The 24346-nt window shown below is 70.3% G+C and carries 21 protein-coding genes and 1 tRNA gene; 16 read left to right on the plus strand and 6 right to left on the minus strand.

All coding sequences use genetic code 11. From position 1 onward, the window contains the following. The first annotated feature begins 84 nt into the window (after positions 1-84). The 3 genes from AB0M59_RS30535 to AB0M59_RS30545 all read left to right on the plus strand — a co-directional run bounded on the left by AB0M59_RS30535 (position 85) and on the right by AB0M59_RS30545 (position 1782). Complete coding sequence (locus AB0M59_RS30535) at positions 85-693, plus strand: HSP18 transcriptional regulator (protein ID WP_364621883.1); 609 nt, start codon at positions 85-87, stop codon at positions 691-693. A gap of 652 nt (positions 694-1345) precedes the next feature. Continuing rightward, positions 1346-1579: a DUF6480 family protein gene (locus AB0M59_RS30540; RefSeq protein ID WP_364621885.1), complete on the plus strand. Its 234-nt coding sequence runs from the start codon at positions 1346-1348 to the stop codon at positions 1577-1579. Positions 1580-1608: 29 nt separating this feature from the next. Beyond that, positions 1609-1782, plus strand: coding sequence for a hypothetical protein (locus AB0M59_RS30545; RefSeq protein ID WP_364621888.1), 174 nt, complete (start codon positions 1609-1611; stop codon positions 1780-1782). Here the strand turns inward: AB0M59_RS30545 and AB0M59_RS30550 are convergent. Genes AB0M59_RS30550 through mdlC form a run of 4 tightly spaced genes read right to left on the minus strand, consistent with a single transcriptional unit; the run spans position 1779 to position 6192 of the window. Further along, a complete protein-coding gene (locus AB0M59_RS30550) occupies positions 1779-1937 on the minus strand; it encodes a hypothetical protein (RefSeq protein ID WP_364621891.1) in 159 nt (52 codons plus the stop codon). The genes AB0M59_RS30545 and AB0M59_RS30550 overlap by 4 nt on opposite strands. A 9-nt stretch (positions 1938-1946) precedes the next feature. Continuing rightward, the gene (locus AB0M59_RS30555; RefSeq protein WP_364621894.1) at positions 1947-3167 is read right to left on the minus strand and encodes an aromatic acid/H+ symport family MFS transporter; all 1221 of its coding nucleotides are present in this window, start codon (positions 3165-3167) and stop codon (positions 1947-1949) included. A gap of 20 nt (positions 3168-3187) precedes the next feature. Continuing rightward, positions 3188-4615, minus strand: a complete 1428-nt coding sequence (locus AB0M59_RS30560; protein ID WP_364621897.1) for a benzaldehyde dehydrogenase — start codon at positions 4613-4615, stop codon at positions 3188-3190. A 2-nt stretch (positions 4616-4617) separates the two neighbouring features. After that, a complete protein-coding gene (mdlC, locus tag AB0M59_RS30565; RefSeq protein WP_364621900.1) occupies positions 4618-6192 on the minus strand; it encodes a benzoylformate decarboxylase in 1575 nt (524 codons plus the stop codon). Positions 6193-6290: 98 nt separating this feature from the next. On the opposite strand from mdlC, the gene AB0M59_RS30570 reads away from it, so the two are divergent. The 3 genes from AB0M59_RS30570 (at position 6291) to AB0M59_RS30580 (ending at position 8508) form a co-directional block, all read left to right on the plus strand. Then, positions 6291-7184 carry a LysR substrate-binding domain-containing protein gene (locus tag AB0M59_RS30570; RefSeq protein ID WP_364621903.1) on the plus strand — a complete coding sequence of 298 codons (894 nt, stop codon included), beginning with the start codon at positions 6291-6293 and terminating at the stop codon, positions 7182-7184. Positions 7185-7318: 134 nt separating this feature from the next. Next, on the plus strand, positions 7319-7396 hold the full coding sequence (locus tag AB0M59_RS30575) for a tryptorubin family RiPP precursor (RefSeq protein ID WP_225440239.1): 78 nt from the start codon (positions 7319-7321) through the stop codon (positions 7394-7396). A 59-nt stretch (positions 7397-7455) separates the two neighbouring features. After that, positions 7456-8508, plus strand: coding sequence for a cytochrome P450 (locus tag AB0M59_RS30580; RefSeq protein WP_364621906.1), 1053 nt, complete (start codon positions 7456-7458; stop codon positions 8506-8508). Here the strand turns inward: AB0M59_RS30580 and AB0M59_RS30585 are convergent. Further along, on the minus strand, positions 8480-9262 hold the full coding sequence (locus tag AB0M59_RS30585) for a cellulose-binding domain-containing protein (RefSeq protein WP_364621909.1): 783 nt from the start codon (positions 9260-9262) through the stop codon (positions 8480-8482). The genes AB0M59_RS30580 and AB0M59_RS30585 overlap by 29 nt on opposite strands. Positions 9263-9429: 167 nt before the next feature. Between AB0M59_RS30585 and AB0M59_RS30590 the strand changes: the two genes are divergently transcribed. From AB0M59_RS30590 to AB0M59_RS30615, 6 genes are all read left to right on the plus strand, one after another. Next, positions 9430-10371 (plus strand): NmrA/HSCARG family protein, encoded by a 942-nt coding sequence (locus AB0M59_RS30590; protein ID WP_364621912.1) that lies wholly within the window; start codon positions 9430-9432, stop codon positions 10369-10371. A gap of 36 nt (positions 10372-10407) precedes the next feature. Beyond that, positions 10408-12201 (plus strand): AfsR/SARP family transcriptional regulator, encoded by a 1794-nt coding sequence (locus AB0M59_RS30595; protein WP_364621914.1) that lies wholly within the window; start codon positions 10408-10410, stop codon positions 12199-12201. After that, positions 12167-12253, plus strand: a tRNA-Leu gene (locus AB0M59_RS30600). The genes AB0M59_RS30595 and AB0M59_RS30600 overlap by 35 nt, the downstream gene beginning before the upstream one ends. 104 nt (positions 12254-12357) lie before the next feature. After that, on the plus strand, positions 12358-12825 hold the full coding sequence (locus AB0M59_RS30605) for an AbrB/MazE/SpoVT family DNA-binding domain-containing protein (protein WP_364621917.1): 468 nt from the start codon (positions 12358-12360) through the stop codon (positions 12823-12825). 4 nt (positions 12826-12829) lie between these two features. Beyond that, positions 12830-13849 (plus strand): site-specific integrase, encoded by a 1020-nt coding sequence (locus AB0M59_RS30610; protein ID WP_364621919.1) that lies wholly within the window; start codon positions 12830-12832, stop codon positions 13847-13849. After that, positions 13846-14523 (plus strand): DUF2637 domain-containing protein, encoded by a 678-nt coding sequence (locus tag AB0M59_RS30615; RefSeq protein WP_364621921.1) that lies wholly within the window; start codon positions 13846-13848, stop codon positions 14521-14523. Before AB0M59_RS30610 ends, AB0M59_RS30615 begins: the two co-directional genes overlap by 4 nt. A 54-nt stretch (positions 14524-14577) precedes the next feature. Here AB0M59_RS30615 and AB0M59_RS30620 read toward each other — a convergent pair whose 3' ends face one another. After that, positions 14578-14784, minus strand: coding sequence for a hypothetical protein (locus AB0M59_RS30620; RefSeq protein WP_364621924.1), 207 nt, complete (start codon positions 14782-14784; stop codon positions 14578-14580). Positions 14785-15055: 271 nt separating this feature from the next. On the opposite strand from AB0M59_RS30620, the gene AB0M59_RS30625 reads away from it, so the two are divergent. Genes AB0M59_RS30625 through AB0M59_RS30640 form a run of 4 tightly spaced genes read left to right on the plus strand, consistent with a single transcriptional unit; the run spans position 15056 to position 24181 of the window. Continuing rightward, complete coding sequence (locus tag AB0M59_RS30625) at positions 15056-16426, plus strand: hypothetical protein (RefSeq protein ID WP_364621927.1); 1371 nt, start codon at positions 15056-15058, stop codon at positions 16424-16426. After that, positions 16423-18540 carry a CHAT domain-containing protein gene (locus AB0M59_RS30630; protein WP_364621929.1) on the plus strand — a complete coding sequence of 706 codons (2118 nt, stop codon included), beginning with the start codon at positions 16423-16425 and terminating at the stop codon, positions 18538-18540. The genes AB0M59_RS30625 and AB0M59_RS30630 overlap by 4 nt, the downstream gene beginning before the upstream one ends. Further along, positions 18537-23162: an ATP-binding protein gene (locus tag AB0M59_RS30635; RefSeq protein WP_364621931.1), complete on the plus strand. Its 4626-nt coding sequence runs from the start codon at positions 18537-18539 to the stop codon at positions 23160-23162. Before AB0M59_RS30630 ends, AB0M59_RS30635 begins: the two co-directional genes overlap by 4 nt. Continuing rightward, positions 23162-24181, plus strand: a complete 1020-nt coding sequence (locus tag AB0M59_RS30640) for a hypothetical protein (protein WP_364621934.1) — start codon at positions 23162-23164, stop codon at positions 24179-24181. Before AB0M59_RS30635 ends, AB0M59_RS30640 begins: the two co-directional genes overlap by 1 nt. The last annotated feature ends 165 nt before the right edge of the window (positions 24182-24346 follow it).

Genomic DNA, 24346 nt, shown 5'->3' on the forward strand with positions numbered 1-24346 from the left:
CGACGACTCTGGCGTCAACACGCCCTTTCGTTCTAGCATGTCGTCAAAAGGATGACAAGATGTGGGTCGTCGGGAGGATGACGAATGGACGCAAGCGACCCCGCCGACGCGCTGCGCCGGGTCCACGAGGCGGTCGCGGCCGCCCGCGCCGGCTCGGCGGACCAGGATCGGCTGCTGTCCGCGCTGTCCGGCCTGCGCGTGCTGCGTGAGGAGCTGGCCGGCTGGGAGCCGGAGCTGATCACCGCGGCCCGCGCGGCGGGCGCCAGCTGGGTGGCGCTGGCGCCGGCGCTGGGCGTGGCGAGCCGCCAGGCCGCGGAACGGCGTTACCTGCGGCTGCAGCCGTCGAACACGGGGGAGAAGACGGGCGAGGCCCGGGTCGACGCGGAACGCGACCGCCGGGCGGGCGACCGAGCGGTCGCCGACTGGGCGCGCCGCAACTCGGTGATCCTGCGCCAGCTGGCCGGCCGGGTGAGCGCCTTGGACGGCCTCGGCCCGGCGGCCCAGGAGAGCGCGGACCGCCTGGGAAAGGCACTGGGCGACGACGACCCGGCGACGCTGCTGCCGCCGTTGGCCGCGGCGCGGCCCCACCTGGCCGATGATCACGCCGGGTTGGCGGAGCAGCTCGGGGAGATCTCGGAGGAGGCGAACCGCCTTCGCCGTGATGCGGCTGGGAATCGGCGGGCGAAGGACTGAGACTTCGGTTGCCGCAAAGGTGCGGCGGTGCTTGTTGCCGAGGTGAGTCGAGCTGTTCAGGCAGCCGCGGCCAGGACCGGCAGCCGTCCCAGGCGGGCTGAGTCAGCTCGCCTGCGCAGGTGTCGCGCCCGTGCGTCAGCCGGCCGGACCGGCCCGCCGTCCCTGGCGCAAGCCGAGCCGGAGCGCACTGTCGGATGAGCCGCCAGCCCATCGCTCGGGCGGTCCAGACCGGCAGCGGTCCGCCGGGGGAGGGACCCGCCGCCTCGGCGCGGGCGAGTGGGAGCGTGCCGCGCCGGCCGCCCGCTCGGCACGTCCAACCCGGCAGCGGTTCGCCGGGGGAGGGACCTGCCACCTCGGTGCGCGTGAGTGGGAGTGCGCCGCGTCGGCCGCCCGCTCGGCACGTCCAACCCGGCAGCGGTCCGCCGGGGGAGGGACCCGCCGCCTCGGCGCGGGCGAGTGGGAGTGCGCCGCGTCGGCCGCCCGCTCGGCACATCCAACCCGACAGTCCTTGGCCGGGAGCGACCCGCCGCCTCGGCGCGGGCCGAGTCACAGCGTCCCGTCCCGCCTGACCACCCAGCCGACCCGCACCGAGTTTGTCCGCTTCCCCTCCGGGCACCCGTCGCACAACCCGACCGCGACGGAAGGACCACCCATGACCGCCCTGCCCCCGGATCCGGACCCGAACCGGACCCCGGACCTCGAAGCCGGCGGTGGCGTGCCACCCGGCAGCACGCCGCCCGACTCCGCGCAGACCTCCGGGCTCTCGCACCCGCAGCCCATGCCGTCGAAGGCCATGCCCGTGCTGTGGCTGATCCTTACCGGCGTCCTCGTGCTGATGGTCGCCGGCCTGGTTCTCTCGCTCGCCGTCGGCTGGCTGAGTGTCTGAGTCCGGGCATCAGCGGGTACCACCCCGCCATGGACGACAAGATCCCCGACCGCACGGAAACGCGCGCCGAGCTGCTGCCGGAAGAACAGGCCGCCGACAGCGCCGACCCCGAAGCCCAGGCCCGTGAAGTGCTGAAAGACTCCGACCGCCGCACCGAAAACCCCGAGCCGACCATGCGTCGCCGGCCCGAGGAAACGGCCTAGCCGTCGCCGCGGAAGTTCTCGTGCGTGGCCGGGTGACCTGGCCGCGCACGGGCTTCCTCGTCCTCCAAGGGTCCGTCCGGGTCGTCGCGCCGGGGCGGGTCGACCGGGTTTCCGCTCGAGTCCTCTTCGCCGGCTTCGTCGTGTGGTTCGGTCATCGTGGCCGGTTACCCCGCCGACACGGACGTCAATCCCGACGACGCGTGCGCCTCGCCGCGCAGCATCAGCACCGCGACCAGCCCGAACGCGGCCACGACGGCGAAGAAGTAGAACCCCCACGGGTACGCGACCCCGGCCGTGACCAGCGCGCCGGTGACGAATGGCCCGAGGATCGACCCGAGCCGCCCGACCGCCGACGTCAGCCCGAGCGCCGTGCCGCGGGCCTGCGCCGGGAACGCCTGCGCCACGTACCCGTAGATCAGCACCTGCGCGGAGAACACGAACACGCCGGTCAGCAGCACGACCGCGTTGAGCACGAACGCGTTCCCGATGCGCAGGCTCAACGCCGCGAGCAGCACCGCACCCGCGCCGAACCAGATCCGGGCGATCGGCCGGATGCCGAACCGGTCGGCGATCGTGCCGGCCAGCACCAGCCCGAGCACCGCGCCGATGTTGAGCACCAGCAACAGCGTGATCGACGTCGAAATCGGGTAGCCGGCCGTGCGCATCAGCTGCGGCAGCCACGTGTTGAGCCCGTAGACCAGCAGCAGCCCCATGAACGACCCGGTCCACACCGCGATGCTGATCCGCCGGAACCGCGCGCCGAGCAGGTCGCGCAGGCCGACGCGCTCGGCCGTCGCGTCCTCTCGGGACGCCAGATACGCGGCCGATTCCGGCAGCTTCCACCACATCAGCGGCACGGCCAGCAGCCCGATGATCCCGCCGCCGTAGAACAGCAGGTGCCAGTCGTCCTTCGCGTAGAGCGCGAGGATCGACGTCAGCACCGCGCCGACGTGGTAGCCGGTCATCGTGAACGTGCTGGCGCTGGCCCGCCGCCGCGCCGGGAGGTTCTCCGACATCACGGTCAGCGCCACCGGCATGCACGCGCCGAGGCCGAGCCCCGCGACGAACCGGAAGATCCCGAACGTCGCGACGTTCGGCGCCACCGGCGTGAGCAGGGTGAACAGCGAGAACAGCAGCACCGAGCCGATGAGCATGCCGCGGCGGCCGAACCGGTCGGTGAGCGGGCCGAGGCAGGCCGCGCCGACCGCCACGCCGACCAGCGACACGGTGGCGACCGCGGTCGCGCCGGCCGCCGTGAAGCCGAGGTAGCCGCTCTTGAGCAGGGTCGGGATGGTGGCGCCGAGCGCCACCAGGTCGTAGCCCTCGAGCAGGACGGTCAGCCAGCAGAGGACCGCCGTCCACACCGGACGGGGAGACGTCGTCATCGTCGTACTCCTACGGAAGGTCAGAAGGGGTAGCCCGCGATGTCCGCGCGGACGGTCAGCCACTGGGTCTCGGTGAAGGCCTCGATGTTGGCCTGGGCGCCGCCGAAGCGGGAGCCGTTGCCGGAGTCGCCGACGCCGCCGAACGGCGCGGTGGGCTCGTCGCCGACGGTCTGCTCGTTGATGTGCACCTTGCCCGAGCGGACTTCGTCGGCCAGCGTCATCGCGGTGCCGACGTCGCCGAGGATGCCGACGGACAGGCCGTACTCGGAGTCGTTGACGATCCGCGCGGCTTCGTCGAGGTCGCGGTAGGCGCGCACCGGCGCGACCGGGCCGAAGATCTCCTCGCGCCACGCGGGCGTCGAGTCGGAAAGTCCGAAGAGGACGGTCGGCGGGTAGAACGGAGCGTCCGGCTTGCCGCCCGCCACCACGCGAGCGCCGGCCGCGACGCTGCGGTCGACGACGTCGGTGACGTGCGCGAGCTGCCGGTCGTCGATGATCGGGCCGAGCGCGACGTCGCTCTCCGCCGGGTTTCCCACGGGGAGCCGCCGCGCCTTCTCGGAGAGGGCCTCGACGTAGTCGTCCACTTGGGACTCGTGGACGAGGTGCCGTCCGGTCGTCATGCAGATCTGGCCCTGGTGCAGGAACGAGCCGAACGCGCCGGCGGACGCGGCCTTGGCGACGTCGGCGCCCGGCAGCACGACGAGCGCGTTGTTCCCGCCCAGCTCCAGGTGCACGCGCTTGAGCGCCCGCGCGGCGGCCTCGCCGACCTTGCGCCCGGCGGCCGTCGAGCCGGTGAACGACACGACCGACACCTCCGGCGCGTCGACCACCGCGGCGCCGACGGCGGCGTCCCCGGGCAGCAGGTGCAGCAGACCCTCGGGCAGCCCGGCCTCCTCGAAGACGCGCACCAGGCTCACGCCGCCGGACACCGCGGTGCGCAGGTCCGGCTTGAGCAGCACGGCGTTGCCGAGCGCGAGCGCGGGCGCGACCGAGCGGATCGCCAGGATCAGCGGGAAGTTGAACGGCGAGATCACCGAAACCACGCCGGCCGGGACGCGCCGGGCCAGCGACCAGCGCGGTTCGCCGGTGCTCAGCACCTCACCGCGCGGGTGGGTGGGCAGGGCCGCGGCCTCGAAGCAGATCCCGGCCGCCATCTCCGTCTCGATCCCGGCCTTCGGCCGCGCCGAACCGGCTTCGCGGACGATCCAATCCTGCACCTCGGCGGCGTGCGCCTCCCACAGTTCACCGGCGCGGCGCAGCACGGCGGCGCGTTCGGCGGGCTTGCGCCGGGCCCAGTCGCGCTGGGCTTGCGCCGCCGCGCTCGCGGCCGCGGCGACGTCACCGGGCGTCGCGATGCCCACACTGCCCAGGGTTTCCCCGGTGGCCGGTTCGACGACCGGGTGGGTCCCGCCGGTACCGCGGGCGAAGTCTTCGCCGAGCAAGGTCATGATCACTCCGGGGAGGTCGGTTCGGTGTCGACCTGGATCAGCCGCGGGCCGTCCGGGGTCGTCTTGAGTTCGGTGTGCAGGTGGTCGAGATCGGTGACGGTGGCGGCGGGGACGCCGTAGCCGGCGGCGATCGCGGCGAAGTCCAGGCCGGGGATCTCGGTCCCGGGGACGTCCGGCGTGCCGAGCAGCTCGCCGAACCACCTCAGCGCGCCGTAGACGCCGTTGCGCAGGATCACGAACGTGACCGGGACGCGATAATGCGCCGCCGTCCACAGCGCCGTGATGCCGTAGTTCGCCGAGCCGTCGCCGATGACGCCGACGACCGGGCGGCCCGGGCTGCCCATGGCGACGCCGACCGCGGCGGGCAGGCCGAACCCGAGCCCGCCGGCGGCCGGGAAGAAGTACGAGCCCTCGCGGCGCAGGTCCATCTGCCGCCACCAGGCCGAGTTCGTCGAGGTCGATTCGACGACGTAGCGGGTGTCCGCGGCCTGGGTTTCGCGTAGTGCCGCGAAGACCTGCTCCGGGTGCAGCGCTTTGTCGCCGGTTTTGGGCTCGGGGTTGGCGGTGTAGCCGCCGGTCGACGTCCGGGCGGGCACCTTGGCCAGCAGCGCCTCGATCACCGGCGCGGGGTCGGCGACCAGCGCCTCGCCCATCGGCGCGCGGGCCGCCGCGCCGAAGTCGTCGGTCACCTGGATCAGCCGCGTGCCTTCCGGCAGGTACGCGCCGGGCACGTACTGGTGGTAGCGGAACACCGGCGCGCCGAGGACGAGCACGAGGTCGTGCCCGGTCAGCGCATCCGAGATCGGGGCGATCCCGGCCGGGAGCACGCCGCGGAAGAGCGGGTGCCGGTTGGGGAAGGGCAGCCGGTGCGGCGACGGCGCCACCCAGGTCGGCAGGTCGAGGTGCTCGGCGAGCGCGACGGCCCGGTCGAACAGGCCGGTCGTGTCGAGGTCGCCACCCAGGACGAGCGCGGGGTTCTTCGCCGTGGCGACGCTCGTGGCGAGGTCGTCGAGCTGGGCTTCGCTCGGAGTGAGTCCTCTTTGGACGCTCCGGTCCAGCGTCACGGCGGCGTTCGCGTCCAGTTCGACGGCCCAGTCGTCATAGGGCACCGAGAGGTAGCTCGGGCGCCGGTGCAGCTCGGCTTCGAACACCGCCTGCGCGAGCGAGCGCGGGACGTCCGCGGCGCAGCTCGGCTCGCCGGACCAGGCGGCCAGGGGGCGCATGAGCTGCGTGGCGTCGACGTTGGCGAGCATCGCCTCCATGCCGATGGCCGCGCGCACCTGCTGGCCGGCGGTGAGCACCAGGGGAGAGCGCGAGTAGACGGCGTTGGTCAGCGCGCCCATCGCGTTGCCCGAGCCGGCGGCGGCGTGCAGGTTGACCAGCACCGGGCGGCCGGTCGCCTGGGCGTAGCCGTCGGCCATCCCGACGACGGCGCCTTCGTGCAGGCCGAGGACGTAGGTGAAGTCCTCCGGCAGCTCGGCGAGGAACGGCAGCTCGTTGGAGCCGGGGTTGCCGAAGATCGTGGTCAGGCCGCGGCGGTGCAGGAACTCGTGGGCGAGCCGGCGGGCGGTGGGCATGCGCGGGTCCTCCTCGGACAGGGGTTGGCCCAGACCCTAGGGAGGTCACCCGGCTGTGTTCCAATAAATGTTGCCTCCTACTCATATAGACGGGATCGATGATGCGGGACTTCGACCTCAACCTGGTGCGGACGTTCGTGCTGCTCTACGAAACCCGCAGCGTGACCGCGACGGCGGAGTCCCTGCACGTCACGCAGCCGACGATCAGCTACAGCCTGCAGAAGCTGCGGCGCCGGTTCTCCGACGAGCTGTTCCGCCGCACCGGCGGCGGCCTGGTGCCGACGACGACCGCCCGTGCGCTCTACGAACCCCTGCGCACCGCGCTGTCGGGCATCGAGACGGCGGTCAGCGGCGCGTGGTCGTTCTCGCCCTCGACAGCCCGCACGGCGTTCACGCTCTGCCTGTCGGACCTGGGGGAGATCTCGCTGCTGCCGCGCCTGATGGCGGCGCTGCCCGCTCGCGCGCCCGGGGTGACGCTGACGGTCCGCCCGCTCGACGTCGAAGGCGCCGCCGACCAGCTCGGCCGCGGCGAGATCGACGCGTTCATCGCGTCGTCGCTGATCAGCTCCCAGCGCGTGGCCCGGCTCCCGCTGTTTTCGGAGGGCTACCTGGGGATGGTGTCGCGCGACCACCCGCGCCTGGGTCCGTCGGTCGGGTTCGGCGAGCTGGCGGCGGAGCGTCACGTGACGGTGTTCGGCCCGACCGGCCACGACGGCCCCCGCCGCGCGCTGGAGGCGTGCGGGCTGCTCGACCGGGTCGTCCTCGAGGTGACCCGCTTCGCGGCCCTGCCGTACCTGGTCCAGGACGGCGAGCTGGTGGCGATGGTGCCGCGCCTGGTGGCGGAGATGTTCGCGGCCGAGCACCGCGTCCGGTTGTTCGAACTGCCCCTCGAAGTCGAGCCGGCGCAGGTTTCGGTGTACACGCGCCACCCGCACGCCCGCAGCCCGGCGCAGCACTGGCTGGTGACATTCATGCGCGAAGTGCTCGGCTGATTCAACCCACATTTTTCTTCGCGCCCATTTCCCGCCGAAAGGTCTGGGCCGAACGTGTAGTGCTTCGTGCTGAACCGATCCCGCCCTGCCTAGTGTCGATCACGATCCTGACAACCGAGCTAGGGAGGAATCCGGTGAAGCTCGTCCGCCTGGTCAAGAAAGCGCTTCCCAAGAAGAGCCTGAAGGCTTACGCCTGGTACGGCTGGATCTGATCACCGCGGCCGGTCCCGGTCAGCGGGACCGGCCCCGTTCCCTTCGAGGAGTGCCGAACGTGGTCATCGCCCCCGCCCACCGCATGGTCGTCTTCGCGCCCCGCCTGGAAGCGCTGCTGCGCGACCACCGCGACGACGGGCTCTTCCGGCTCGAGGCAGACACCGTCGGGATCGCCGATCCGGAGCTGATGGACGCCGTGCTGCGCGCCCGCCCGGCCGGTGCCGAGGAGCGGCCGACGTTCAAGCCGGTGCTGGGCCGCGGGGTCACCCGCGCCGAGTCCGCGAGCCTCATGCAGGCCCTGGGCGCGGACGTGCGAGCCGCGCTGAAGCGGTCCGCCGACCGCCCGGACCTCACCGGCGCCTGGCCGGCCGTGCCGCACGACTACCTGCGCCGATTCGTCTTCGGGCCGGAGCTCCGGCGATTCCGCGTGCTCGTCGACCGCCGCCTGGAGCTGACCCCGAAGCTGACGTGGTCGGCCGTCACCGCCGGTGCCGCGCTGGTCCGCCGCCCGGCTCCCGGAGTGCGGCTGTCCACCCTCGCACGGCAGGTGGTGGCCGCCGAAACCTTGGCCGAGCGGCGCTTCCGGATGTATCTCTACCGCCGGGTCGCCGGGCCGATCTGCTTCACCGTCGCCGCCCTGGTGACCAACGCGGTGTGGCTGGGCGCGCCGTTCGACGACGACGTGCCGAACGAGTACGTCATCAACGAGGCGCTGCGGCTGCTGCCGCCGTCGTGGAACATCCTGCGCGTGCGCTCGCCGGCGTTCACCGAGGTGGACGCCCGCATCACGCCCGGCGACGACGTCCTGCTGCTGCCGCTGCTGAGCCACCGCTCACCGAAGCTCTGGGAGGCCCCGGACGAGTTCCGGCCGCGGCGCTGGGCCGAGCTCGACGCCGACCGACACCCGGGATACCTGCCGTTCGGGCACGTCACCGAACGCTGCTGGGGCCGGCACCTGGTCCTGCCGCTGGCGAGCCGGCTGCTCGACGTCGTCCGCGCCGAAGGCCTGGTCCCGGATCCGCGCCGGACCCGCGCCCGCGTCGAGCTCGACGGCCTGCTGGAGCTGGCCGACGTGAAGGTCGTCAGCCCGCGTCGCAGCGGGCGCCGTTGAGGGTGAAGGCCGTGGGCGCCGGGTTGCCGTGGTCGAAGGCGCCGTTCAAGCCGGTGCTGACGGTCGCGCCCGGCGCGAGGGTGGCGTTGTAGGACTCGGCGTTCACCGTGACGCGGCTGTCGCTCTGGCCGTACTTGCCGTCCCAGCCGTGGGTGACCCGCTGACCGGCGGTGAACGTCCAGGAGAGCGTCCACGGCGAGAGCGTCTCGCCGCCCCTATTGGTGATGGCGACACCCGCGGTGAAGCCGTCGTTCCACTGGTCCGTCACGGAAAAGCGCACGACGCACGTTGCGGTCTCGACGGGCGGCGCCTGGGTCCGGGGCGGCGGGGCCGAGGTCGAAGTCGCGGTCGCGGTTTGCCGCAGCACGGTCGGGATCGGCGTGGGACTCGGTTTCGCCGGCGTCGGCGTCGTCGAGCGGGGCGTCGTCGCAGGCGCGAGCGAATCCGGGGCGAGCGCCGCCTGCCGGCCCGGGGAGCTTTCGGACGTCACCCCGATGACCACGAGGCTGCCGAGCACCACGACGGCGCCGCCGATCGCGGAAACCCACCGGATCCGCCGGCCGGCCCGCTGCTGGTCCGCGGCCGCTTCCCGCGCCCGCTGCTCGAGGCGTTCCCGGTAGCCGTCGCCGGTGTCTTCTTCGCGAGCCGGCGTGCTCTCGGGCAGCCCGCCGAGTGACCGCGGCGTCGCCCCGGTCTCGCGGAGCAGCTCGGCGACCGAGATCTCGTCGTCCTGCCGCCGATCGGCGCGCGCCATCCGGATCCTCCAGTTCTGCGGCCCGACCGGCGAATCCTAGGAATGCCGGGGTGGTCTTGTAAACCGCGTGCACGCGGCGTGCACCCGCCGTGCACGGGACGCTGATGTCGCGGCGCTTACCTGGACCGGTGGCCGGGACACGCCGGCCCGATCCCGGGAGGTTTCGGATGTCCGACCAGAAGATCATCGCCGTCGTCGGCGCGACCGGTCAGCAGGGCGGCGGCCTGGCCCGCGCGATCCTCGACGACCCGGAGCGGCGGTTCGCCCTGCGCGCGCTCACGCGCAACCCGGACTCGGCGGCCGCGCAGGCACTGGCCGCGCGGGGCGCCGAAGTCGTCGCCGCCGACCTCGACGACGAATCGAGCCTCACAAAGGCCCTCGAAGGTGCGTACGGCGCGTACCTGGTCACCGCGTTCTGGGAGTACAACTCCGTCGAACGCGAGCAGCAGCAGGCCCGCGCGATGGCGGCGGCCGCGAAGGCCACCGGGCTGCGGCACGTGATCTGGTCGACCCTGCCGGACACGCGCCTGCACCTGCGCGACGACCGCGTGCCGACGCTCCACGAGCGGTACAAGGTCCCGCACTTCGACAGCAAGGCCGAGGCGGAAGCGCACTTCGTCGAGGCGGGCGTGCCGACGACGTTCCTCTCGACGACCTTCTACTTCGAGGCCTTCGTCGACTTCTTCCGCCCGGTCCGCGACGACGACGGCGTCCTCGCGCTGCACCTGCCGATGGGCGACGGGCGGCTGCCGGGCATCGCGGCGGAGGACATCGGCCGGACGGCGTTCGGTGTCTTCGCGCAGGGCCCGTCGCTGGCCGGCGAAACGATCAGCATCTCCGGCGAGAACCTGACCGGCGAGGAGTACGCGGCGGCGTTCGCCAAGGAGCTCGACGCGGTCGTCGCCTACCGGCCGATGAGCGTCGAGGCGCTGCGGGCGTCGGGCTTCCCCGGCGCCGACGACCTGGCGAACATGTTCTTCTACTACACCGAGCACGAAGACGTCTTCGCCGGCGCGCGCGACCCGAAGGCGGTGCGGGAGCTGAATCCGCGGCTGCAGGACTTCGCCACCTGGCTCGCCTCCCGGCGGGACGCCTTCCAGGGGCTGTGACGGAATACCGCTCCGCGGCGGCCGGTTGCGCTCTGCGTGACCGATGCGATGCGGTTCGAAGTCCTGGGCCCGGTCCGGGCGTGGCGTGGCGACGCCGAGATCGAGCTCGGACCGCCCCGCCAGCGGGCGGCGCTGGCGGTGCTGCTCCTGCAGGAGGGCACACCGTTGTCGCCGTCCCAGCTGGTCTCGGCGTTGTGGGGCGGCGCCGAGCCGAGGGCGGCGGTCGGCATGGTGCGCTCGTACGTGTCGCGCCTGCGGCACGCGGGCGTCCCGATCGAGTCGGCGGGCGGCGGCTACGCGATCCGGCCGGTGACCCTGGACGTCACGGAGTTCCAGCGCCTGCTGTCGTCGGGCGGCCCGGACGCCCTGCGCGCGGCCCTGCATTTGTGGCACGGCACCCCGCTGGCCGGAGTGAACGGCGACTACGCGGAGGCGGCGCGCGTCCGCCTGGTCCAGTTGCGCTTCACGGCCCTCGAAAACCTGGCCGCGGCGGACATCGAGGCCGGCCGGCACGTCGAAGCGGCGGCGGCCCTGACGGACCTGATCGCCGAGCAGCCGCTGCGTGAGCGGCCTCGCGAGCTGCAGATGCTGGCGCTGTACCGTTCGGGCCGCCAAGCCGAGGCGCTGGACGTCTACGCCCGGACGCAGCGCCTGCTCGAGTCCGAACTCGGCCTCGATCCCGGCCCCGAGCTGCAGGAGATGCAACGCCGCATCCTCGCCGCGGACCCGTCCTTGGCGCCGATGTCACGCCCTTCGCAACTGCCCCCGGACCTCCCGGAGTTCGTCGGCAGGGCTGCCGAGACGGCGGCGCTGTCCGCCGCTTTGACCTCGAAGTCCGCGGTCCCGGTAATCGGCATCGAGGGCTTGGCGGCGATCGGCAAGACGACGTTGGCGGTCCACCTCGGCCACGCCCTAACCTCGCACTTCCCGGACGGCCGGCTGTTCCTGGACCTGGCCGAGTCGGCGGACCCGCTGTCCGAGCTGCTGCGCGGCATCGGCGTGACGGACCTCCCGGCGTCCCCAAGCGAGCGCGCGTCGTTGTGGCGAACCCGCACAACGGGCCGCCGCGTGCTGGTGGTCCTGGACAACGCCCGCCCGGCCGACGACATCACCGCGCTGCTCCCGGGCACGGGCGGCCCAGCGCTGCTGATCACAGCACGCCAGCGCTCGTACGACCTGGCGCACGCGCATTGGACGAAACTGGGCGGCCTGAATCTTCCGGACTCGGTGGCGTTGCTGTCGCACATCCTGGGCCCGGACCGCGTCAACCGTGAGCTCCCAGAGACCCGCACGCTGGCCGCCCGCACAGCGGGCCTCCCGCAGGTAGTCCAGGCAATAGGCGCGCGCCTGTCAGCCCGCCCCGGCTGGACGATGGCGGAGGCGCTGAAGCGAGTGGGCCGCCCGGCCGCGGGTTCCCCGGCAAGGCCCCCGGAGTGCCAGGCGATAGAGAAGCCGTACGAGTCGGCGCTGGCAGAGCTGTCCCCCTGGCAGGCCCGAGCATTCTCACTGCTGTCAGCGTTCCCAACATTCTCGACAGCGACGGCATCCGAGGTCCTGGACCTCCGTCTGACCGACACGGCAATCTTGCTGGAGTCCCTGGTGGACGTGCACTTACTGGACCCAGCCGGCCCGGAGCGCTACAGCTACCAGGAGCCGGTCCGCATGTTCGCCCGAGGCCGAGCTGAATCGATGCAGCCAGCCCGAAACTCGCCGATGATGCCAGAGCCGTCGGAGGCATCGATCCAGACCCCCCTGAAGGAGGGTGCGGAGGAGCCGTATACTCTTTCTTCAGCAGGTCCGAGTGGCGGAATGGCAGACGCGCTAGCTTGAGGTGCTAGTGCCCTTAACGGGCGTGGGGGTTCAAGTCCCCCCTCGGACACCAAAAGTGGTGAACTTTCACGGATCCTCTCACGGCACGCCGATCACCGGTTTCGGTGGTCGGCATCTTGCGTTGCAGCCTCGTGTCACCCGGTCGAGGTGGTCAACGTGAGCGCTCTCGTAGCTCCGGTGATCCCTGGGGCGAGCATCGAGGGCCTGCTGGCGCCGTTGGCTCCGGTCGCGGTCCCGCTGCCGTTGCCGACACCACCGCCCGATCGATCCCGGTGCGGTCTGGCTTACGCGATCGCCCGCATCGACGCCTCCGGCCGCGTGTGCGTGCGGCCTCTGCTGAGGTTGCTGGGCTGGCCGGCGTCGGTGCGGCTGGCAGCGACCGGCGTGGCGACCTCGGTGGTGATGAAGCCTGACCCCGGCGGCGTGTTCCGGTTGGGTACGCGCCGGACGGTGGTGCTGCCTGTCGCGCTGCGACGGTTGTGCGGTGTGACCGCCGGCGACGACGTCCTGCTGGTAGCCGACCCTGAGCACGGTGTCCTGGTCGTGCACCCGTTGACGGCCCTGGACCAGATGATCCTCGGCTACCACGCCTCCCTGACCGGAGGTGGTGGCGATGACCAGTAGCCAGATGGAACTGGACGCGGCCCGGTTGCTGTTGTCGAAGATGGGCATCGCCCCTGCCGACCTACTCACCGAACCGGTGGAGCGACCGCAGGTTCCGACGTTCACCGACTACATCCCGGTGGTCGCCCGCGCGGTGTCGGCGGCGACGGCACGCTCGTACTCCTCCTACTGGCGTCGTCTGGAGGCGGAGTGGGGGAGTCGGCGGCTGGATGAGCCGTCGCCGTCGGAGATCAAGCAGCTGGCCGAGGAGTCCCGGGCGCAGGCAGTGGTGCGGCGCAACTCCCGCGGTGGGCGGAACGCGGCGGAGAACTTCATTGCCGCGGTCCGCTGTCTGTACCGGCATGCGGTCGCCGACCGGATCCTGACCGAGGCCGAGAACCCAGCACTGAAGGTGGCCAAACCCCGCCGGTTGCCGTCGCCGCGGCGGGCGCTCGCTGACCACGAGCTGATCGAGATCAACGCCGCAGCAGCCGAGACGGGAGACGACACGTATCTCGACACGCTCCTGCTGAGGCTGCATACCGAGACTGCGTGCCGGCGTGGGGGAGCTTTGGGGTTGCGGCGGCGAGACCTGGAGGAGACCCAGTGTCTCGTCTACCTGCGGGAGAAGGACGGCACGAGCCGGTTCCAGCCGGTGTCACCGACGTTGATGAGACTGCTGGTCTCGCACGCCGACGAGCGCGGAGCAACCCACCCCGACGGGCCGCTGCTGCGGTACCGCACGGGAGAGCCGATCACCAAACGCCGCTACGACTACCTCTGGGACCGGATCGGCCGACATGTCCCGTCGGTGCACACGCAGAACATCTCCACCCACTGGCTCCGGCACACCACGTTGACCTGGGTCGAGCGCCGGTTCGGCTACGGCGTTGCGCACGCCTACGCGGGGCATTCGGATGCGGGGGACAGCGCGACGGTGACCTATGTCAAAGCCTCGCTCCACGACGTGGCCACCGCACTGGCCGCGCTCACCGGCGAGCCCCACCCCCTCGCTCACAAACCTGCCCTCGGAGGTGCGTCATGACCCGACCACAGCGATGGCAGCTCTCCCTGGTCGTCCAATGTGCCTGCACCGCCCTGGTGGCCCTCGGCGCGGCGTATGCGTCCTACCGGCACGGCCGCACGTTCGCTCTTCGCTTCGGCGCCGACACCACGACGGCGGCGATCTGGCCACTGATCGTCGACGGCCTGCTTACGATCGCAACGGTGGAGCTGTGGACGGCCGGGCGAGACTCCGGCCGCCGTATCGCGTGGACGGCGTTCGGGTTCGGGATCTCGCTCTCGCTGTGCGCAAACATCGGCTCGACCGACAACCAGACCATTCTCGGCGTCATTGTCGCCGCCAGTCCACCCCTGGCCCTGCTCCTAGCGGTGGAACTCCTCAACCGAGCCCTCCGCCATCGCCGGGAGGCCCACAACGAGACCGACGAACCTGTCGCCGAGACTCCGCCGAGACTGCGACTCGCAGACGTCTCGGACGGTCCGGCACCGACCGCCGAGCAACGCATGTGGGAGCACTACCTAACGGAACGAGCACACGGCCGAACCCCGACCGGCGCCGAACTCGACCGAGTGGCCAATACCCACAACTACGGCCGTAGAGTCCTCCGCCACTGGAAAGCGGCCGGCCGTCTGGACGCCATCTCGGGTATGACAAGGTCGCGGATCCGGCCGGACCACCGGGACCTTGTACGGTGAGCGACTCCGACGACCGATATCTCTCCTTCCCGAGTTGCGCCTAGATTGGGCAAATCAGCTGTTGTCGCTGGTCAAGAGCATCGCTTGGGCGAGCCTGAGGTTCCCGAGCGCATTGAGTGCGGTTGCGGCCGTTCGCAAGTGCTCGAACCTGTCCTGCTCTTCGTTGGCTTGTTCGAACCTGAAGTTCGCGCGGTCGAAAGTGCGGGCCGCGTAGTCAGCCTCGACGTCGAGCCGTCCTACGCGATTGTCTAAATCACCCACGAGCCCTCCTTCGATGATCATTGCGACTACTACCTGACGGACGATCGTCAAGGTTGCTGGGGTTACGCAGTTCAGCGTCTTCTCTGCCGGCTCCGCCCACGGCTCAGAGCACATTCGGCGCGGTGGCAGAACGAGCTCATCGGCGGCAATCTCAGGTACGAGGGAGGCGTGACCGCCGGTGACAACCCTTCTTCGCCTCGCTCGGAAATCACCCGTTCGGCCGACTTGAGGGGTGTAACCCCGGCATGCGGCGCAGCGACCAAAGGGAGCGATGGACATTCAGTCGACAATTCCGGCCTCGTCGTTGCTCGCCGGTGCGGTCACCCCCGACCGCCTGCGGGCACGGACGGCGCGCTGCGCGGCGACGATCGCGGCCGCTCGCGACGAAGTCGTCGGTTGGGTTGCCGACCGACGCGGGCGCCTCCTTTTCCGTCCCTTCGCCGGCCACCTCGACGTACTGGAGACGGTGCTGCTCGGGGTACTCGACCGAATCGCCGCCGCTCAGGAGACGCAGGAAATGGACGCGGGCGCGGAGTACGCGCGCTGCCGGAAGATCGATCGGTGCACCGCAGTCGTCCGTGCCGTCTTGAAGTGGTACGCGGCCAAGTACGACCAGCGGCTCACCGGACATCCATACTCCGAACTCCTCGCGTCCGCCGACAAGGTGACCCTCAGCTGCTGGCGGGAGCCGTTCGCGCGGGCCTTCAGCGCCCCGCCAACCGGACCCCTGTGCTTCATCGACGACCGTTCCGACGGACACGTGCTCCGTCGCTGCTCGGTGCCGAGTGAGCTGAAGCTCACCGGAGACGAACTGGTGGACGAGCTGATCTCTGAGCTGCCGGTGCCGGTCATCTCGCTTCCCGAAGGAGCAGTTCGGGGAGCTTGGTGGCTCGCAGTGGTCGCCCACGAGACGGGGCATCACCTGGAGTACGACCTCGGGGTGACCGGCCTGGTCCGCGCTTCCCTGGCCCAGGCAGTTCCGAAAGCGCTGGAAAGCAAGTGGAAGGCATGGTCGACCGAGGTGTTCGCGGACGCCTACGCCGCGGTAATGCTCGGACCGGCCGCACTGTGGCCGGTCGAAGAACTGCAGTACGGTCCCGACAGCTTCATGCTCCAGGCCGAAAGTACGTATCCGGCTCCGCTGGTCCGGCTGGCCTTGCTCGGAGAACTGCTTCGGAGCCTGGGAGCGAAAGAGCCGCTGTTCGGTGCGGACGAAGCATCGGGCCGGCTCGAGGTGAAGGACGCGGGAGAAACAGCTGCTCACCTAGCCGCGCTGCCCGATGTCGCGAACGCCTTACTCGAGCTCCCTCTCGGCGGTGGCCCACTCCGCGCTCTCGCGGATCCGTCAGTGGTTCAAGAAACGGGACGGGTGATGGGCTGGGCCGGGCAACTGGGGCTGGAGGACCGGGTGATTTCGCCGAAGGACGAGCGCGTTTCGCCCCGGTTGCTGCTGGCGGCCGCAGCGCGACGGCACCGGACGATCGCCACACAGGAGGACCTGGTCTCGTTGCACGGTAACCTGCTGGCCGAGCTGGTCGAAAGCGGCGCGCCCGGGCTTCTCGCCGACGGTGCGCGCGAGCTGCCATCGGGTCTGGCAGGCCGCCTCGCCGAGAACCTGCTCCGGGCCGGGGATGTGGCGTGATCCTCCCTCGCATCGTGGTGGACGTCGTTCCGGCGGCTCCGGCCGGCTGGCTGATCGAGGTCCGCGGAGCCGGGCTCGAGGCGGTCTACGAGATGCCAGCCCAAAAGATCGAAGTCGACGGTGAAGCCCAGCGGGTCCCCACGGGTGTGGATGACGCCGCTGGGCTGCTCGGCCGCATCCGGAGTCGGACACCGGCGTGCGGAGACATCAAAGACTACGGAAAATGGCTGTTCACCGCCCTGCTCGGGCCGGTGTGGCCACAGCTGCGTGAGCTTCCGGAGATCCGGGCCGCAGGCGGCGTCGAGCTGGGCCTGCGCTGGGACGTGGATCAGGCGGATCTGCATCGGTTGGTGTGGGAGGCGATGCACCACGACACCGCTCCGCTGGCCGGTGACACAGAGCTGCTGATCGCGATCACCCGGTTGGTGCCCGCCGAAGTGGACAACGTGGTCACCGTGGAGCGGACGCCTCGGGTGCTGTTCGCGATGGGCGGATCGGCCGTCGACGAAACGATCCGCCCAGGTGCGATGTTCATGGGCCTGTTGCGGGCGTTCGACGCGGAAGGGGTGTGCTCGTCGAAAGCCGTGCAGCTCAAGGGCCTGGACGGACTGGCGGACACCTGCGCGGTCTTCAACCCCGATCTGGTCCACATCGTGGCCCACGGGGCGTATGTCGCGGGGGAGGGCAGTATCCAGCTCGGGCGGGACCGCCACGTGACGGCCGAGATGCTGGCACCGGCGCTGACCGGCGCCCACCGCCCGCTCGCGGTGGTGCTGAGCGCGTGCGGCACCGGCTCGTTCGCGACGTCCGACGGCGGCCCGCTCGCGGCGCAGCTCGTACAGGGCGGCATCCCGATCGTGTCCGCGGTCTCGGGGGAAGTCAGCGAGCAAGCGTGCCGCTTGTACACCCGGCGGCTAGTGGGAGCGATCGGGGACGGCACCCCGCTCGCGACGGCGGCTGCGCAGGGACGGCGCGCGGCACTGCGGATGTCGTCTAATAGCGCCGACCAGCTCGACTGGGCGATGCCTTCGCTGTACATCGCCGATTCGGTGCCAGCCACGTTCCGCCCCATCGATCCGGAGCGCGCCGGCGGGGTGGTGGATCTGGCGACCCGGTTGAAGCTCCGCGAATCGCCGCTGTTCATCGGGCGGACGGCGATCCTGGACAAAGTCGACCGGCTCGTCACCGATCGTGACGCGGACCGCATCGGTGTGCTCGGTGCGGTCGGAAGCGACATTTCCGGCCTCGGCGGTACTCGGCTCCTGCGTGAACTGGGGTACCTGCTCCTCCTGCGTGGGCACCTCCCGTTGCTGCTCGGTCCCTATCCGAGGACGGACCCACCCAAGACCTTGAAGGACCTCCTCGGCCAGATCCTCAGCAACATCGGCTTCCTGACCTCGGCAGCCGAAATGGTCGTGCCGCGCTTGAAGACCTTGGAAGGCCACTACGACACCGATCCGCCTCCGGACACCCGCTACGAAGCGGAGCTCGCCTTCCGCGAGGCCTGCGCGAGGTTCGTCAAGGACGCCGACGAGCCCGACTGGGGAGTGGTGCAGACGAAGCTCACCGCCGATTTCGCCGCGCTGGCCGATGCGGCTCGGACGCTCGGCGACCCGTTCGGCCCGCACTCCCGGCTGGTGCTCCTGGCCGACGACATTCACCGGTGGGGCGTGACGAGCGAGCTGCTGCAGCATCTCGAAATGTACGGCCAGCGGGGGCTCGGCGGGGCCTCGGTGGCGTTCACATCGTCCGTCGGTACCCCGGAAGGCTTGAGCGTGAAGGCTTTCCACGAACGCATGGTCTCGACCCGGGGATTTTCGTTCCCGCCGCTGGGGCCGTTGACAGCCGACGAAGCGGTAGTCGGCTTCCAGTGGGTTCTGTTGCACCCCGCCCAGCTGTACAGCGAGCCCGAGCAGCTCCGGCCGGTTTACGCCGCGCGCCCGGACGCACCGCGTGCTTTGTTGTCGACGGCGTTCCAGCTCCTGAAGGGCAAGCCGACCGCGGTCCGAGACGAGAACTTCTACGGAGTCGCCGAACTGCTCGCTCAGACCAAAATGTTCGTCGCCGCCGACGACGAGGCCGCGTGGACGAGCTACCTGGAGCTCTACCCGTGACCGAGGAGCTGAGCGAAGCGCTGCTCGACGGGCTCGCTCGCCTGCGCGAAAACTCCCACAGCCAGGCGCTGCGGCGATTCGACGACCGGACCTTGTGCCGGGTGAGCTTGCTGCCACGGTGGACCGAGGCGTTGGCGACCAGGCTTTCCCTCGGAAATCCGAACGGGTATAAGGAATTCATCGCTCGGCTGGTGCAGGCGGGACTCGTGGAGGTCGGCATCACGTCGTCGGACGCCGGGGAGCCCCAGGAGGCGTTTTGGGTCCGGGCCCGCCGTCGGCGCGAGATCGGTGACCACCTCAGAGAGCGCTTGGGCGCCAGCGGCCTGAACGAGGAGTACCGGAGCTTCTGCGCTCTGGTGGATCGGGAATCGTCGGACGATCCTGAAGTACGTCTGTGGCTTCGAGTGCGTCGGTTCCAGGAGGACTCCTCCGGCCGGGCGCTCCTGGAAACCGTCGAGGACCTCATTAACCGGGGCGACGGCGCGTCAGCGGCGACGACGATCGCCGCGGCGAAGGCCGTGGCCGACGTGATCGGCGGGTCTCTCGACAGCGCGGTGACGCGAGCTCAGTGGCGGCTCGATCGCGACTACCGCGCACGCGACGACCTCGACCACTTGCGCGGCTACTTCCGCCGCGCAGAGATCGAATCCTCACTGCGAGAGCTGATCACGGAGGACAGCGCCAACTGGGCCCTGCACCTGCGAGGCGAGGCAGGCGTCGGCAAGACGATGGTGCTGCGATACCTCGCGTCCGGCCAGTTCGCCCGGGATCACGGGCTTCCGGTCTTCCCCGTGGCGAGGATCGACTTTGACCACCTCGACCCGCGGTATCCCGAGCAGCGTCCCGTCGAACTGCTCGTCGCCCTCACCGACCAGCTCGTGGGGTTCGCGTCGTCGCGGCACACCGAGCATTACTACCGATCCGTGCACGACGTCGCTGTGTCGCTGCACGAGGAGTTCGCGACGCAGGCTCCCGACCCGGCCAGGACGGCAAGGCTGATCGACGAGGCGATCCGGCGGTTCGTCTCGCTGGTCGAGGGCATCGGCGCACCGGTCGTCTTGGTGCTCGACACCTGCGAGGAGCTCGCCAAGCTTTACGCTCCGGGCACCACCGCGCCGGCCATCGACCGCACCTTCGAACTGCTGGAACGCCTGCACGCACTCGCTCCGTCCACACGGGTGGTCTTCGCCGGACGGCGGGGGCTCGTCCCCGGGCCCGATCAGCAGGCGAGTCCTGCGCTGCGGCAACGCCCGTACCTGGATGTCCTGGCCATTGCGGGCTTCACCGAAGAAGAAGCCGTTCGCTTCGCGACGATTCGTGAGGTGTCCGTTGAATTGCTCCCGGCCGTTCTGGAGCGGTCGTCCGTCCGGGGAACCGGTCGCTTCAACCCGTTCGACCTCGAGAGTTATTCGACGTGGGTGCGAACCGATCCGGCGGTCGACCCCGAGGAGCTGCTCAACGCGCCCGGTGACCCGTATATCGAGCGGCGGATCATCCCACGCATGGAACCGGCGGCGGTCGCCGCGCTGCCTGTCGCCGTCGCGTTCGGCACCTTCGACCGCACCTTGATCGCGCCCGCGCTGCGACGGCTGGATCTCGACCCCGGAATGGTCTTCGACATGCTCGCCGGCCAGGAGTGGGTACGTCTCCGTCCGGGAGGTCACGGCGACCGCCCGTGGGTCATCGAGATTGACGAGCACATCCGGGAACGGATGCGGCGCGCCCTGGGCGACGATCCATCGTTCGACGAGAGCGACCTCGGACGGGACGCGGTGGGGGTGATCCAGGAGAGCCGCCTGGGCGAGGTCCCCTCGGAGGTCGTCGAGGCGGCGATGCGGATGCTGCCGATCGCCGAGGCCGCCGCGCTGTGGGACGAAGTGGACAGGCGTGTCCTGGCCGAGGGGGAGTGGGGCTGGGCGACCCAGGTGGCCGCGCGCGTCGCTGCTGGTGAAGCTGGACGTGGCCGGAAAGGACCGAACCTGCTCGCGGCCGTGCTCGCGACCCGGGCGTCGGCACAGATTCACGCCTGGCAGCCGGTTGTCAAACCGGAAGACCCGACCGTGCAGCTCGCGGGGCCCGGTTCGCCCTCGAGCCTTGAGGCCTTGTGGTCCTCTGTGCTCAAGCACGCGGCTCGCCATCCCGATCCCCGGCAACGGCGAGCCTTGACGGTCCGGGCGATCTGTGGATCGGCGGCAGCCGGCGCAGATCCCGGCACCGTCGACTGGGCCGACCTCATCGACCTGGCGCGGGAAAGCGTCTTCGCCGGGGCGGTCATGGCCGCGGCCGAAGCAGCCGCGGCAGCACCACGCCAGCCCGACGCGCTCGCGTCGCTGCTGGCCGAGTTGAGCGAGCATCAGATGCCACAGATCGCCGCGCAGGCGTTGATCCTTCGATGCGGTCTGCTGCTGCGGCGTGGGACCCCTGCAAGCGCCGCCGAACTGGCGCAGCGAGCCGTCGAACTGACCGAAAAGCCGAACCTGGGGCCGGACTGGGCGGACTGGGTGCCGCCTCGGGGACTGCGGGATCGGGCCCGGCTGGTACGGCTGGTCATCGCGCTCCGCGGCGGCGAAGGGGTCGACGAAGCCGAGTGGCTGCTCTGGCGAAGGCAAGCGGTCGCGCGGTCCAGCGGATTCGACGTGGACGCCGATCGGCTGGTCGCCGCAACCATCGACTACGAGCTTTGCCACCGGGTGCCGAGTTCACTGCCCGGCTTGACCGTCCGGACCACAGAGCGTGCGGTGGTCGGCTGGCTACATTGCGGTTTGAGCCGGCCAGCCGTGGTCGCCGCGGCGGACGCTCTCGAAGCGCAGGGTGAAGTCGGCCAAGCCGTCTCGTTGTTGAGGGACTACCGTAACCGTGCCGCGCACGACGGCGGCGACCCGCGCACCCTGGAGTTGTGCGAGCTGGCCCTGTTGCGGCTCTGCCGCCGGGAACGGACCACCGAGTTCGCGCCGGTCGACCGGCTCGCGCGAGAAGGAACACCCCGTGTACGAGACGAAGCATGGCTGGTTCTGCGGCTGGTCGAGGGAGCCGAGCCCAACTTGGCGAAACTGGGCACAGGCTACGGGCAGTGGCGGTGCGCGCCCGATCTGCTTCCCCCGCCCGACGACGGCAAGTGGCAACCAGCGGATCACCTGGATGTGTGGGAGCTGGCAGCGATCCGCTCCGAATTCGAAGAGTTTCCCGACGTCCCGCCGGCGGATCGGGCGCAGGCAACCGCCGCGCTGATGGCCGGCGAGGTAAGCCGCCCCGAGTCCGCGTCCAGCATCCAGCTGCTGCACCTTGCGGTAGCGCTGTTCGAAACCTGCGGAGACGAGCGCGGGACGGCGCTGGCGAAACGCCGTATCGAACAGTCGCTCGGACTGACCTCCATCAGCACGCCTCTCGACTCGCCGGAGACTTCCCCGGAGGGAGTCACGGCCTTCACCGTCTACAAGTCCGGTTTCCGCGTCCGGCTGCGTGACGCGCGCCGGTTCCTGACGCGGCTTGTCTCGACCCCCGGCTGGCCACCTGGGCAGTCGGTTCTCGTCATCGAACTCCTGGGGGTACTGACGGTCGCTGCGTTCCGCGTGGCCGCCCCCGGATCCGTCCCACTGTTGCAAGTTCTGCTCGTGCTCGCGATCTTCTTGATCACCTGGCTCGGGCTCCAGTACCTCGGCGACTTCATGATCGACACGATCAGGATCCGCCGCTCCCCGACGGCGAGCGCCGACTTGACCAACGGACGGTCGTTCCGGCTCGACCAGTTGGATCCTCGACCCCCCGGTCGGCCGATTCCCGGGCGACGACTCAGCGGCCTGACGGTGTTCGGGCGGTATCGGCTGCCCGATCGACATCTTCCGATGCCGCTCGGCCGCATGGACGTCACCCTGTCCCGGCCACTGGGCAACCGGCTTCCTCACATCGTCGCCTTGGATGTCGATCGCGAGTTGCAGGGGCATCCGTGGGAGCAGTGGGTCGGTCGCGGGCAGCCGTCCGGGCGTGCCCGACCGCTCGTGGTCCGGCTACACCGTGGAGAACGGCGCGACGTCGAAACCGTGACCTGGGCCGAATGGAGCGCGGTGTTCCACGGCCCAGCGCACCTCGAACGTCGCCGAAACCCACAAGCGGTGCAGGGGCAGCGTTTACTCCACATCGTCGGCGTTCCCGTTCGGACTTCTTCGGGAACGTTTGTCCGCGTCCCGTCGGCGCGCGACACGTCCGCCGAAAGCCGGCGGGCCGTCAACCGGGAGTCCCTGCTCGACCTGGACGTCCTGACTGAGCTACCCACCACGATGCTCGTGCTCCAGGCCGAACCGGTGGACGACAGACCGAGACCGCTCGATGAGATGCGTGAAGACTTCATCCGCTGCGCGCTCACCGCGATGGACAATGACGTGGATGTGGTGCTGATCGTTCCGCCCCTGCCGGACGTTCTGGCCGCCGAGGTCGCCGACCTGCTCTGGCACGAACTGACGGACACCGCCGCACGTCCGGTGGCCGAGCAGGTCTTCGATGTGGCGATCCGGGTCCGGTCACTGATCGCCACGTCCAAGCAAGGGGCGAGCAGTGCTTCGTCGGCCGACCTCGACACGATCCTGTTTTACCGTGCTAACCACCTTTCGAAGGAGAACGACGTCTGATGCCGGCCACCACGATGGGAGATCGAGTCAAGAGCTGGGTGTCGGCCAACGCGGAGCACGCGACCGTGCGGTTCTTCCCCGATCCCGATGGCATCCCGGTGGACGCCGGCGAGGGATACCTCCGGTTGTGGCTGGTCGAAGGGTTCCTCGCCAAGCAGAAGAAGTGGGGCAAGAACTACTTCCCGGCGTTGCACGGTGGTGTGACGCTGACCTTCCTCGGCAGCGAAGACACTTCGTTCACCAAATTCACTAAGCAGGCGGCTTCGCCCGGCGCGCCCGGTGCCTTCCTGAACTACCCGATGACACCGCTCATCCCGTTCGCCGGCGGCATGGTCGAGTTCGAAGCCGAGCTCTACCGGGTCTCGACGGGCAGCCCGCTCGACACCGCGGTCAGCCTCGCCGGCGGGCTGGCCTCGCTCATCGGCCCACCGCTGTCCGTCGCGGCGGCGGTGGCAGAGAAGATCACCACCGGGATCAACACCGTGCTCGACGCCCAAGACGAGCGCCCGGTCCTCGCGGTCCACCAGGCCATGACGTCCCCGGGTGGCGGTGGGGATCCTCTTCGTCCCGGCTATCTCGCGATCGTGAACGACTTGCCGACGGCTTCACGAACCGCTCTGCACGTGAGCGACGGGCGGCTGCACGGTGCCGACGGGCAGCTGACCGAATGCGACTTCCTCCTGCTGCGCATCGAATGTCGCGAAGAGCGCGACGACTGGCGGTTCCCGAAGCTGGAGCGACTGCGGAAGCGCGCTGTCCGGGCTTACCACGAAGACCGGAAGGAGGACTTCGACGCCTTGCGAAAGCTCACCATCGCCGAAGTCTTCGAATCGGACGACCTGACCGAGCCGGACGCGTACCGAGTGGCCGCTCACCTGCGTAAGAGCTTCGAAAAGGTGATAGAATTCGGTTTCGTTACGGAGCCCGACGACATGGGGCTGGATCCCATCCCCGCGCACTTGCTCCCCGACCGCTACGAGGTCGCCGGGCTTACCTTGACCCAGCTGCTCCGCGCGTGACCGCTGCCACGAGCGTACAACTGCTCGGACGCGCTCATACCGGATCAGGTCGTCACCGCTGTGGGGGCCTCCGTCTCCGGGCAGCGCGACGATCTCGCGGAGGTCGGCCCGGCGTGTGCATGGTCCAATCGTGGCACCGGATGACGGACTGGGGGAAGATGGGCC

The sequence above is a fragment of the Amycolatopsis sp. NPDC051371 genome (assembly GCF_040682155.1).
GTDB lineage: Bacteria > Actinomycetota > Actinomycetes > Mycobacteriales > Pseudonocardiaceae > Amycolatopsis.

Coding starts and splice junctions, on each gene's coding strand:
- AB0M59_RS30610 (WP_364621919.1), top strand. CDS start 12,830: ATGGAACTGGACGCGGCCCGGTTGCTGTTGTCGAAGATGGGCATCGCC.
- AB0M59_RS30555 (WP_364621894.1), bottom strand. CDS start 3,167: ATGACGACGTCTCCCCGTCCGGTGTGGACGGCGGTCCTCTGCTGGCTG.
- AB0M59_RS30570 (WP_364621903.1), top strand. CDS start 6,291: ATGATGCGGGACTTCGACCTCAACCTGGTGCGGACGTTCGTGCTGCTC.
- AB0M59_RS30550 (WP_364621891.1), bottom strand. CDS start 1,937: ATGACCGAACCACACGACGAAGCCGGCGAAGAGGACTCGAGCGGAAAC.
- AB0M59_RS30590 (WP_364621912.1), top strand. CDS start 9,430: ATGTCCGACCAGAAGATCATCGCCGTCGTCGGCGCGACCGGTCAGCAG.
- AB0M59_RS30545 (WP_364621888.1), top strand. CDS start 1,609: ATGGACGACAAGATCCCCGACCGCACGGAAACGCGCGCCGAGCTGCTG.
- mdlC (WP_364621900.1), bottom strand. CDS start 6,192: ATGCCCACCGCCCGCCGGCTCGCCCACGAGTTCCTGCACCGCCGCGGC.
- AB0M59_RS30625 (WP_364621927.1), top strand. CDS start 15,056: ATGGACATTCAGTCGACAATTCCGGCCTCGTCGTTGCTCGCCGGTGCG.
- AB0M59_RS30640 (WP_364621934.1), top strand. CDS start 23,162: ATGCCGGCCACCACGATGGGAGATCGAGTCAAGAGCTGGGTGTCGGCC.
- AB0M59_RS30540 (WP_364621885.1), top strand. CDS start 1,346: ATGACCGCCCTGCCCCCGGATCCGGACCCGAACCGGACCCCGGACCTC.
- AB0M59_RS30585 (WP_364621909.1), bottom strand. CDS start 9,262: ATGGCGCGCGCCGATCGGCGGCAGGACGACGAGATCTCGGTCGCCGAG.
- AB0M59_RS30615 (WP_364621921.1), top strand. CDS start 13,846: ATGACCCGACCACAGCGATGGCAGCTCTCCCTGGTCGTCCAATGTGCC.
- AB0M59_RS30535 (WP_364621883.1), top strand. CDS start 85: ATGGACGCAAGCGACCCCGCCGACGCGCTGCGCCGGGTCCACGAGGCG.
- AB0M59_RS30560 (WP_364621897.1), bottom strand. CDS start 4,615: ATGACCTTGCTCGGCGAAGACTTCGCCCGCGGTACCGGCGGGACCCAC.